We start from the raw sequence: 12172 nt of genomic DNA on the forward strand, positions 1-12172 counted from the left end.
GTGTGCGGTTCGTGGTCCTATTCGGTTCGGAGGAGACTTTCGTCTCCTCCGAAACTCATGTTCCTATTACTGGAAGAGCGACAGAACCACCTGCGGCATCTGGTTGGCCTGCGCCAGCATGGCGGTGCCGGCCTGCACCAGAATCTGATTCTTGGTGAATTCTGACATCTCTTCAGCCATATCAGTGTCACGAATCTGCGACTCGGAAGCCGTCAGGTTCTGAGCGGCAATCCGCAGGTTACGCAGGTTGGATTCCAGAGTGTTTTTCTGGAAGCTTCCCAGCGTGCCACGGGCCGTCGACACCTCGTTGATCGACGCATCGATGAGAACCTGGGCATCCTGAGCGCCCAACACGGTGGTCACATCGATCTGCGCCAGCGATGCGAACGAATTGCCCGGCTGACCCTTGCCCAGGGACGAAGCGGACATGTTCCGGATACCAATCGCGGTCGTCTGACCGACATTGGCGCCGATCTGGAAGACCAGGGACTGATCGGTGTTGTTGATCGTCTCCGTGCCGCCCTGAGAGGTCAGCGCGTAGTTGAGAATGACGGACTGCGTACGGTCAGCCGTGAAGATGGTGGTGTTGACACCAGCTGACACGGAGGTCGCAGGACCGCCGTCGAGACGGACGTCAAACTTGGCCGCCTTCACGTCCAGAAGCAGGTTGCCGACATTCACGCCGTTCAGGGCGGTGGCTATCGTCAAACCGATCGAACCGCGACCCGCGGCGCCGACCGCCTTGTTGTACAGCGTCACCGCGTTGGTGGCGTTGTACTTCACCTTGGTGACGTTGTTGGTATAGCCGTCGAAGCTCACCAGGGCGTCACGACCGGTGACCGCCAGCGAGTCGGTCGTCAGCTTCAGAACGTTGATCAGGTTGCCGAAACCGGCCACACCGGCATTCAACTTAATCGAATAATCAGACCCCTCATCGCGCGTGGCGAACTGGATCTGGTTGGTGTTAACCACAGCGGCCTCGATATCATTGACTCCGGCAACGATCACACCAAAACCGCCGGTACCACCGGTGGTGGCCAGAGCGGTGTTGATCGCGGTCACCAGACTTGCCAGCGAGCTGTAGGAAGCAGCCGCAACGGTGGCATTGGCAGTGCGCCCGCTGGCCCACTTGTCGGTGACGACCGTGAAGTTCAGCAGGTTCGCCGATACGCCGCGCGCGTCACCGGCCGCCACTGAGAAGTACCCCTGGCTGGCCGTGGTCGATGAGGCCGCGGTGGCCAACGAGTACTGAGCGCCCTGATTGGCGGTCTTGATGCGGAGCGGGTTGGTACCCGCGGTCGCCGTCACGACCACTTTGCCGGAGAGCGCCGTGTTCAGGTTGATCTGCGTCTGCAGCTTGGCTGCGATAGTGGCGGAAGTGTCACCAACGACCACGTCGACGTTCAACGTCTGGTTGCCGGTCGGAGACTCGCCGTTCTCCTGGTAATTGATAACGAAGGTATACGTGCCGGCGTTGCTGGCGGTAGCCGCCGCACCCACGGCTGCGGTCGATGACAGCATCGCCACGGTGGCCGCAGCAGCCAGAGTCAGGTCGTTGCCGAAGGCGTCGGCCAGCGTGACGCTGCCGGAAACCTTCTTGGCCACGTCCGACGCCTGCACGACGTCCAGATTGTGGATCTTCTCGGACAGATTGTAGGGATCGCCGTCGGTGTTGGTCAGGCTGATACCCAGCGACGTGGTGTTCAGACCGGCGGTCGAGTCGGCGGTCTTGGTGGCCGTGATGGAGTGCGCACCGGTCCTCATGTTCGACTGCTTGATGGTCAAACCGGACGAGTTGGCGCTGGTGATGGTCGCAATGTTGTCTTTGGAACCATCGAGGATCTTCTTCGTGCCGAACTGTGTGTTGGCCGCGATACGATCGATGGTCTTCAACGCGTTGGCGATTTCAGCCTGATCGGCAGCCAGCTGGTCGGTGTCGTTGAACCCTTCGTTGGCCGCGTGGATGGCCAGTTCGCGCATCGAGATCAACAGGTTGTTGATTTCGGTCAACGCGCCCTCGGCCGTCTGAATCATGCTGATCGATCCTTCGGAGTTCTGAATCGCGCGATTCAGACCTGCGATCTGCGAGCGGAACTGCTCGGAAATCACCAGACCGGCCGGATCGTCGGCAGCCGCGTTAATGCGGAAACCGGACGACAGCTTCTGCATCGACTTGGACATCATGCCGGTCGTCTGTTTCAGATTGCGGTTGGCATTAAGCGCCGCAAGGTTGTGGTTGATGCGAAGTGACATTACTCAATTCCTCCGTGAAATGTTTGGACTCCTTGCCAAACCATTCTGTTGTTCATTCCGGATTCGTCACTTCCAATGTTCGTGCATCGTAAGGGTGCCCCACTCCAATTGACACCTGAACCTTGACTTCGTTCTGGAAACCCTCCTTCGCTTTTTTGGTTGAGCATGTTTATGGTTGTTCATAGAGATTATGATTTCATGCTTTCATCATCGGCAAATCTTTGGCAGACTTTACGCTTTGTGGACAGACCCGACTGCTTTCAGGAGGGCAGGCAGGGTCAAAGGGTTGGAGCGGGGTCTTGAAGTTCCTGAAGCCGCCTAGCCGCTGCGGGATGGCCAGGGTGGAACCGGAGAACTTGCTCATATCCGAGGATCGCCGCATCTTTATGTCCCATTTGAAGATAGCAGTCGGCGAGGGCCAGCAAAGCATCGGTGTCCAGAGCCTCGACCTTGAGAATGGCCTCAAGGTGTGGGAGCGCTCGCGCCGGATCTCCGTCGGCTCGATGAAAATCGGCCACCAAGCGCCGGATTTCGACATCTTCCGAGCCGGCTTTGAGGTACCGCTCGAACGGTTCGACTGCCGCACTGCGGCGGCCCTGACGAGCCAGCACGAGTCCGTAGTTGCGATAGGCCGAGGGTGCGACCGGAACAGTCTCTGTGGCTCGACGGTAGTACCGTTCGGCCTCATCGAATTCTCCAAGCCTGAAATAGCAATTCCCGAGGTCGTTGAAGTTCTCCGACGAGCCGCTGTCCCTCCCAAGGGGGCGCTCGTAATATGAGATGGCTTCGCGATAAAACCCGGCGCGTGAGTACGATTCAGCGATTTCGACGGTTCTTGCCGGATCGGCTTGGCTTGCTCGGTTGAAATATGCGCGCGCAACATCCGCACTCCCCGATCGAAGTGAAATCTGTCCCAGCCGTATCAGCGCCATGACCTGGTGATCGTCGATCTCCAGTATCTGGTGAAAATACCTCTCGGCATCGGAAAACGCATGCTCCTGCATGGAAATGTAGCCAAGGCCGAGGAGTGCGTCTATGGAATCCGGAGTTGTCCGCAACTGGCGCAGGAAGCAGTTCTTCGCCTCGGCCAGGTCCCCATCACCCAGCAGGAGCCTCCCCAGATTGGCGTTGGCCTCAAGATGCCCGGACTTGACGGCCAGCGTCTGCTCATAAAGTTCTCGCGCCTGATCCGGGTGGTTGGTAAGCTCGGCGATCACCGCCAGGCCATAGAGCGCCTGGGCACGGCTGTCGATATGCATCAGGATGATGTTCTCGGTCTCCAGTGAACTGTCATATTCCGATTGCAGCTTGAGATACTTGGTATACCATTGTGTGGCCTGATCATAGTTCTGCATTCGGGCATAAACATGTCCCAGTAATAGCAGCGGATCGAGATAATCCGGCTTGAGTGAAAGCGCGCGACCTGCGTACTGCACGGCATCGTCGTACTTCTTCAAGTACATGTTCACCCAGCCAAGTTGGTCAAGGCACATCAAATGAATGTGCCGTTGCGATGGGTCATCGGGGTTCGTGAGTGAAACCGCCCGGCCTGCCGATTCGAGTATCTTCGGAGCATGGAGTTCAAGCGAATTCTCCCCGGCCCCCCGCAGAAGCTGGGCATAATTGAAGAGCGCGAACGGATTGTCCGGATCGGCGGCCAACTGCGACTCCAACAAGGCGCGCGACCGCTCGAATTTCTGTTTCATCTTATCGGGTGAAAGGTCGTAGCCGTAGTGCTTAAGGCGCGCCGAAACACGGGCGACCGACGCATTGGGCGGAAGCAACAGCGTATTGTGGACAATTCCCTCGTAACGAAGTCCAAGTCGACGGCGAAAGAGACGGATCGACGGCAGAAACGTGGTGGTGGCTTCATCGCTGCCGTACACGTTAAACACGTTGATGGAGATGATATCAACATCGTCCGAGTCGAGCGCGGCTCTCACCTTAGGCCGGTCATCCGCGCAGAACTGTTCGTCGGCATCGATGATGAAGATCCAATCCCCGGTGGCCTGGTCAAGTGAGTGATTGCGGTGCTTGGAGAAGTCTCCTTCCCAGGGCTGGTGAAAAACCCGGGCACCGTAGGAGGTCGCAATTTCCACGGTTTTGTCTGAGGAACCGGTGTCCACAATGACAATTTCGTCCACCCAATCACGAATCGAATCAAGGCAGTGGGGCAGTTGATCTTCTTCGTTTTTCACGATCATGCAGGCAGATACCGTCGCATGTGGCTTCAGAATCGCCGACAGCATCCCGAGCTCAGTTGCTTCGGGACACTGTTTTGATCCGCGAGCTACAACCTTTTCTGCCTCCGGGATCCTGTTCTGCCGCCGGTAGAGCCAAGCCAGGCCAAGATAGGCCGACTGGTTGTGTGGCTGAATGCTGATGGCACGCTCGAAATGCGTGATAGCACTGTCGGCAGCGCCGGTTTGCTCATTGGCAATTCCAAGTAACGCGTACAAGCGCGCCCGCAGATTGGGACTATCCGTCAGTGCTGATTGCACCGGGGTCGCAGCGCTCGGTAATTCCAACAGTTCCAAACAGCGTCGTCCCGAGTCAATAGCCTGACGATACTCGCCCAATTGCACGGCCACGGCGCATCTGACGTAATAACAATCTGGGTTTCCGGGATGCAGGTCGAGCGCACGAATAGCTGCGGCCTCGGCTTCGGGCAGGAGCTTTGAATCGAGGTATTGAAACGCCAGCGCTCGTGGATCGTTTGGATCGGCGGCCAATGCCTCAAGCCACCATGTCCGAGATTCGGCGTTCGCCGACAACCGGATTGCTGCTCCCTGGCGTTTTGCTCCCGATTCGGTGCGTGATTTTTTTCTTCGTTTACTCATATGTCAACGTTTCAGCCCGACGCCCTTCGTCCGTGCCGGCCATGAGAACTTCGCACAACAAAGATTCGATCTCTTCTTGTTTGCGTCGCTGGTCGTACTGTTTGCAAACAAAGACTCTATTGGCCTCCGCCCTTGATGCCCTGTCTTCCTGCTCCAAAGTCTGAAGCAGTTTCAAACAGTCATCCGGGTCGCCAAACAGATACTCCGAGGGATACACCATATCTGCCCCGTACCAATCATGGATGAGCGGCATGAGACCGCACGCCATTCCTTCGGCGATGGAGTAGTGAAACGACTCGAAGAGCGAGGTCGAGATGACAAAATCTTTGTTGGCATACCAGGCAGGCATGTCGGTAACCCAACCGTCGAAACGAACCGGCAGCGGGTGACGCCTCAGGAAGTTGTCTATGTACAGTTGCATGCGGGGATCCTGGTGCTCGCCGGCGATGTGCAAAGTGTAGGCAGGATCATATTCATGGATCTTCTTGAAGCAATACAAGAGGAGCGGCGTGTTTTTCTTGTAGTTGATATAGCCGACCGACGCGATTCTTTTGCCGTATCTCTTCCGTGCGGGAATCCGGAATCTGTCCAGGTCGACGCCGTTGGTTATCACATGCGTTTTAACGCGCCCACGGAGTTGCGGCTCGACCAGGCGTCGCACCGCTTCACTGACAAACAGGAGCCGGTCGATCTTGCTCCAATCAACCCGCGACGGCATATCGGTGAATGCTTCGTAGCTGTGAAGGCGACAGATGACCGGACATCTTCTGGACCATTTCGTGGCTTGTATGACAAGTTCGTCGCACCATTCAAACCAGGCCAGATCCGCCCAGCGCAGAAGCTGCTTCATGTCGTCGGCACTGCCGGATCTGAACAATCGTACCAGGTTGTGCTGACCCACTCCGGCCATGATGTCCTTGATGAATGTCTGATGTGACGCAAAAAAGGCCAGCTTGCGACCGGTCAACCTTTGGCTGAAAGCGCGAATTGGCACATCGACAACGGCGTTGGCAGGGGTGCCGGTTGAAGTCGGCCGGTCATGCTCCAGCAGTCTTTCTCGCCATCGAGCGATCTCCGTCCGCGAGGCGGCAGAGACATTGTGTAACGTCTCGTTCCAATCAAGGAACCGCCCTGCTTCCACGAGCAGATTGTTATCCAGGTAGAATTCGAGTGCGGCATCGCGTGGCTTGCTCAAGTTGGGATCTGCCCGCAGCGCTCGGCGAAAATAACCGAGGGCGCGCCCGGTACGACCCTGTGTCATGAGAATGACCCCGAGATCGCTCAAAAGCTCATGGTGGTCTGGGTTGTTTTTCAAGAGTGTCCGAATATGCTCCTCAGCCTGATCAGGCGACCCAGACATCAGCTCGATCAAGGCAAGATTGTAGCGGGCATCGAAATCCAGTGGTGATTTGGCGAGCGCTTGGTTGAAATAGGTTCGGCTCTGGTCGAACTCGCGTCTTTCTGCCGCAAGGATGCCGGCTGCGACACACGAGCGAACCGACGCTTCGGGCCTGGCTGTTATCTGCTCCAGAAATTCAAACGCGACAGTGTTGTCATTCCGCGCCAGGGCCTCATTTGCTAACTTGGTTAACTCGACGAGATCGGTCGAAGTTGCTGGCAGGCGAGATTGAGTGATGTCGATGTTGGACAGAACGGGCATCCCATTCCCTTTCCTTCGATCTGGTACTCGGGCCGGGTTCCGTCCCTGCCCGGATCGGTTCGACTATACGGTGACCAGTTTGTGACGCCGTTCGGTCTGGCGTTCAGCCACAGGTTCAGCGAACAGCAGGTGGCGCACCGTGTATTCCGAATTGACCAGCACCAGTTGCTTGGCCAGGTTGTTTTCCGTGTTGATCAGGACCGGTCCCTGCAGATTCACCGAAGTCTGGCGGGGATCGTCGGTCATCGTAATGATGACGTACGTTTCGACCGACGCCACTTTGGCCACCCTAAGTTCGGCGATCTCATTGGGATTCACCTCTATCCGGTAGTCGGGATAAATGCAGCGCGGATTGACCACCAGGAACGCCACCGCCGGGTCCTCCATCGACTGCAGCCACATCATTGGGGACATGTCGTCACGCTCGACCAGACAGAAAGTGGTAAGGTGCTCAAACCCAAGGATGGGGCGTTCCATATATATGACTTTGTCATCCGGAATCTGCACCGGTCCGAAACGGTGGGTATTGATGGTCATGGGTCCTATCCCCTCACTTTCTCATCACCTCAGGAAGTCCAGGAGGCTTGGCTGCACAATGAGTGCCGACGCATTCAAGGCAGCCTTATAGTTGTTTTCATATGTGGCCAGGTCGGTTACCAGTGTCGTAAGGTCCGCATCCTCGACCTCCGAGAGCAGCTTGGTGAACCCCTCGAACATGTCGGAAAGTCGGTTATCAGTAGCTTCGAGCTTCTGGGCCCGGGCTCCCACGATGGCTCGCTGGTTCAGTACGTGTTGAATAGAATTGTCCAGATTCCCAAGCAGCATGCCGGTTCCTTCCTGATCGTCGCGCTTGAGAGCATTGAGCAGCACAAGCATTGTCCCCATCGTATCGCTCGAACCGAACAAGCCCATGTCCTTTGCCGCCCGTCCGGCGCCGACGTCTTCGATGGTGAAGCTCTTGTTGGGATCATCGTTGTTGATCTGGATACCGGTGCCGGCGGCGTTGATCGACGCCGTAACGGTCAGGCCGGACGCATTGATAGCATCAATCAGGTCCTGAACCGTGACAAGCGACGGGCTGGACAAATCTATAGTCGCGTTAGAGCCCCCTTGCCACATCACGAAACTGGAACGGTCCACTCCGGAACCATTGCGGAAACTGGTAAGGAGGGCATCCGACGTGAGCCTGGGATTAAGGTCGCCGCCCGAGAAATCGGCCGAGAACTCACCCTGAATCGTCAGGTCAGCAGCAGTCGTACCGGTAGTATCAGCCACGGAGAAGAACACTGCCGGGTTGAGCGCCGCGCCGGTCATGGCTGCCCCCACCTGACCTGCAATGCCAAGCATGGCCGCGGTCTGTTCCTGATCCGAGGTTTCCGAGATGGTCAGATTCAGCGGCACACCATTCGTGTCGGTGATCGCCAACCCGGTCTGTGTTCCATTGATCGACATGGTGACATTCGCCACACCGTTCGCCGCTAACTGCGTGTTGAATTTGGTTATGATGTCATCAACCGTGAGCGAACCGGACAGATCGACAATAACGTCCACTCCAGCCCCGTTGCTGACGCGGATATTCCCGGGATTCAGATCGACCCCATTGCCGCTGTTGAGTTTTGACAATTGCGTGCTGGTTGAGATAAGCCCGTTCGGCGTTGAATCCAGTAGGATATTGTTCCCTTCGGCGCCGAGCGTCGCCGTCAGATTGGTGATACCGTCAGCGGCCAACTGCGCGTTGATCGCGGCGAGGGCATCCCCGAGGGTGGTCGCACCGCTTAAATCGATAGTGGAAGTGATATTCAGGTTTCTGTCGGTGATGGTGAACGTCCCCGGCACCTGACTGATGCCGGCGCCGCCATTCAAGTCGGCAAGGAGCGTCGACGATGTTACCCCGACATTCAGATCCGCATCTTCGCCGAGCGGCCCGAATTGACGCAAAAACAGTTCGGCGCCGTCCAGATTGACGATTGTCCGGCTGCCCGGTTCGATCTCGAATTCGAACTTGCCGGTATCACCGCGGTATGCCACACCGTTGGCATAGAGCGCCAGCGGCTCGGTTTTCGTTCTAAAACCGCTGAATACCTGCCGACCTTCCAGTTCCGTGCCCGACAGTTGGATCAGTTGATCGAACAGCAACTGGACCTCATTGGCCGAGGACTGCCGAGCGATATCATCGTAATGGCCGTTTGCCATGGCGATTGCGATCTCTTTGGCGGTGGAGACGAGGTCCTTGGCTTCGTTCAGCGCCGACTCGTAGGTGGCCTGCCAGTTTTGTCCCTGTGAGATGTTCTTCTGGTACTGCTCGATCCGAGCCAGTTCCGCGCGATAGTTGAGATCGCGGACCGCTCCCAGCGGGTCATCCGACGGCAAATTGATTCGGCGGCCGGTGGACATGTTGGTTTGCAGATTGAGATAACGGCGGATCGACCGCTGCAAATTGAACACCACGCGGCCAGAGATCATCTCGTTGGTTACTCGCAATGCCATAGTGATCCGCTATCCTTTATTCGAGGCTCCGGCCGCGTCATCTGGGCCGTCGCCACGCCGCTTGGGTTGGTCCTTGTAATCGACGGTCGGCGCATCGGCCGGCCGGGGAGTTCCCTTGATCTTGCCTTTCAACAGACTTACCATCCCCATCAGGTCCCCTTTCACGGTCTTGGAGGCCTTCCGGTTCTCCGCCTGTATCTTGACATAGATTTCCTCACGGTGAACCACCACTTTTGCCGGCGCCTCGATACCGAGCCGTACCTGGCGCCCGCGAATCCCCAGCACCGACACCTTGATGTCGTCGCCAATGGTGATCGATTCACCCAACTTCCGTGTCAGAATCAGCACTGTGCCCTCCGTGGAGGCGAGCTCCCACTGGAGCCGCCGCTACGATCGTCCTACTATGCCCATGCCGTTGATGACCACATCGAGCGCCTCATCCATGGTCGTGATCACCCGTGCTGCGGCGTCATAGGCGTGCTGGTACTTGATGAGATTGGTCATCTCTTCGTCCAGCGACACCCCCTGCACCGCTTGTCGTTGATTCTCGATCTGCTGCACGAGCAGTTCGAAATTCTCGGAAAACGACTTCGACTCGTGCGTCTCGATGCCCAGATTCCCTACCAGGCTGTTGTAATACTCATTTATCGAGGTCGTATTGCTGTTCATCGTTCGCTTGTTGCGGAGCTCGCTGAGTGCCAGCGCGATCAGGTTGTCCCCGTCCTGTCCCTGCGATGCCACCACTCTGGTGGGATCGAGCTGGATCAGGTTGTTCACCCGGATGGTGGCGGCATCGGTGAAATTCGGATCGAAAAACGCCACGCCCGTGGAGCCATCCTGTGCATAGCCGGCGACATGAAGCGCATTCACCTCTTCGACCAGCGTCCGCGTGAGTTCATTCAGTTGTTCGATATACCGCGGGATGACCACGTCGCGTGATTCGAGCAGCCCGCTCAGTTGGCCGTTGTAATTCTGCAATTCGACATCGGTTCCAGCCCAGACAAACTGGTGACTGAACTGGCCGTCTTCGCTGACGGCATTGACGCCGATATCGAACGAATCGGAGCCGTCCACGAGCACCATCGCTCCCATGTAGACCATCGTCTCGCCGTTCGCCTTTTCGCGCGTACGCACGTCGATGATTTGTGACAGCTGATCGGTTAGCAGGTCCCTTTGGTCGCGCAGGTCGTTGGCCGAATTCCCGCCTAATTCCGCGGTCTTGATCTGCTGGTTCAGATTGGCGATCTCGGCCGTCAGGCGGTTAACTTCGTTAGTGAAATTCGTCAGATCGCTGTCGATCGATTGGCGAAGACTCTCAAGTTGGTTGGCCAGTTGATGGATACCGTCGACCAGCTTGTTGGCCTGGGCCACGACATTGGACCGGTTACTGGATGAGTCGGCGTTGGTAGACAGATCCGACCAGGCATCCCAGAATCCGTTTAGCAGATCCCCGACGGCGTTATCCTGCGGTTCATTGACGGCAGCCTCGATCTGTGAGAGGGTGCTGTATTTGTACGACCATTGGCCCAGCGACTTCTGCGCCTCGCGATACTGAGCGGTCAGGAACAGGTCCCGCACCTGCCGGACATTGTCGGCTTTCATACCAGTACCGACCGAACCGAAAGTCAGATTCTCCGGCATGGTCGTCGATATAGAAACACGCTGACGGCTGTAGCCGGGCGTGTTCACATTGGCGATGTTATGTCCTGCCGTCTGTAGTGAAAACTGGTGCGCCAGAAGCGCCCGTTTCCCCAATTCCAATCCCTGGAACAGCCCCGGCATCATGCCCTCCTGTCGACGGCAACCGCCGCCGGTTGGTCGGTGGTTTCGGCGCCTCGGCCGTATCCCGTGTCCGCGGTGTGCATCTGCGACAGCATGATCATGATGCGGCTGATGAATTCCCGCGATCGGTTGACCAGCATGGCGTTGCTGTTGCGCGTCTGTATGATCTGCTCGTTGAGATTCTGGATCGTCTCGCGAAGCGTGCGCAGTTGATTGGCCTGCCCTTCGTCCAGCAGCGACAACAGGCGAGTGATCGTGACGTCGCCGTCAAGGCTGTTGGCTGCCTTGATCTGTGCTATCAACTCCTCGCGTTGACGATTGAGCAGGCGGCTTTCCACCAGCTTCTCACGCTGCTTGTCCGTGACAACCCTCAATCCCTCCAGATCGTTGGTCACGAGCATCTGCTTTTGCTGTTGAAGCAGGTCCAGAAAAGATTCAAACAAGGCCGCTTCCTTGCCTATGATTCCGATCAATTGGTTGATCATAATCCTATCACCGAGGTCGCATGTCCTCGTATCTCCGTTATCGGTCAATCCTTAGCGTTCTTTAGGCGCGCGTCGGTCGCTTCGCTTAGAAATCCCGTGACTTTCGCCACATATTCCTGCGTTTCCCGAAAAGGCGGGATCCCGCCATACTTGTCGACATTGCCGGGACCGGCGTTGTACGCAGCCAGCGCCAGCTTCACATCCTGGTACTTGTCCAGCAGGTATTTGAGGAATTTGCTGCCGGCTTCAATGTTCTCTTTTGGATCGAAACTGTTGGTCACACCGTAGGTCTGCGCAGTCGAATCCGCCAACTGCATGAGTCCTTTGGCTCCCTTGGGTGAGACCGCCTGGGGATTGCCGCCCGATTCCGCACGGATGACCGAGAGAATGAGACTTGAATCCACCGCATGTTTCTCCGCAGCATCCTCAATATGTGCGCCGAACTGTCGAAGGATCGGATCGGTGCTTGTCTCGGGCTTGGTATCGGGTGTTTTTGGTGGCGTGATCGGGCGGAAGAGCGGCTCCGCCGCCGTCGGCACTGCCTTTGTTTCGGTCGCTTTCGGCAGCGAGATCGACTCCTGCTTCAATTCGATAGGAACGCGTTTGGCGCGTGCAACCGGAATCTGCTCTGGCGTCTCGGTCGGAGTGCGATACTGTGCCTCGAC

General features: G+C 57.1%; 7 protein-coding genes and 2 pseudogenes. All 9 read right to left on the reverse strand.

The genetic code is table 11. The annotated features are described in order from the left end of the window. Positions 1 to 66: 66 nt before the first annotated feature. The gene (locus tag AB1644_02145; GenBank protein MEW6049851.1) at positions 67 to 2253 is read right to left on the reverse strand and encodes a flagellin; all 2187 of its coding nucleotides are present in this window, start codon (positions 2251 to 2253) and stop codon (positions 67 to 69) included. 278 nt (positions 2254 to 2531) lie between these two features. Next, positions 2532 to 5093: a tetratricopeptide repeat protein gene (locus AB1644_02150; GenBank protein MEW6049852.1), complete on the reverse strand. Its 2562-nt coding sequence runs from the start codon at positions 5091 to 5093 to the stop codon at positions 2532 to 2534. After that, positions 5086 to 6753 carry a tetratricopeptide repeat protein gene (locus AB1644_02155; GenBank protein MEW6049853.1) on the reverse strand — a complete coding sequence of 556 codons (1668 nt, stop codon included), beginning with the start codon at positions 6751 to 6753 and terminating at the stop codon, positions 5086 to 5088. Before AB1644_02155 ends, AB1644_02150 begins: the two co-directional genes overlap by 8 nt. Before the next feature lie 63 nt (positions 6754 to 6816). Then, entirely contained in the window at positions 6817 to 7290 is a 474-nt protein-coding gene (locus tag AB1644_02160; protein MEW6049854.1) for a flagellar assembly protein FliW, read from the reverse strand. A 24-nt stretch (positions 7291 to 7314) separates the two neighbouring features. Next, the gene (flgL, locus tag AB1644_02165) at positions 7315 to 9240 is read right to left on the reverse strand and encodes a flagellar hook-associated protein FlgL (protein ID MEW6049855.1); all 1926 of its coding nucleotides are present in this window, start codon (positions 9238 to 9240) and stop codon (positions 7315 to 7317) included. 174 nt (positions 9241 to 9414) lie between these two features. Then, a pseudogene (gene csrA, locus AB1644_02170) lies at positions 9415 to 9588 on the reverse strand (carbon storage regulator CsrA). 39 nt (positions 9589 to 9627) lie between these two features. Beyond that, positions 9628 to 11022: a flagellar hook-associated protein FlgK gene (flgK, locus tag AB1644_02175; GenBank protein ID MEW6049856.1), complete on the reverse strand. Its 1395-nt coding sequence runs from the start codon at positions 11020 to 11022 to the stop codon at positions 9628 to 9630. After that, positions 11022 to 11507 (reverse strand): flagellar protein FlgN, encoded by a 486-nt coding sequence (locus tag AB1644_02180; protein MEW6049857.1) that lies wholly within the window; start codon positions 11505 to 11507, stop codon positions 11022 to 11024. Before AB1644_02180 ends, flgK begins: the two co-directional genes overlap by 1 nt. Before the next feature lie 44 nt (positions 11508 to 11551). After that, positions 11552 to 11938 (reverse strand): annotated as a pseudogene (locus AB1644_02185) (lytic transglycosylase domain-containing protein). Between the last annotated feature and the right edge of the window lie 234 nt (positions 11939 to 12172).

The sequence above is a fragment of the Candidatus Zixiibacteriota bacterium genome, from assembly GCA_040753875.1.
Taxonomy (GTDB): domain Bacteria; phylum Zixibacteria; class MSB-5A5; order GN15; family FEB-12; genus DATKJY01.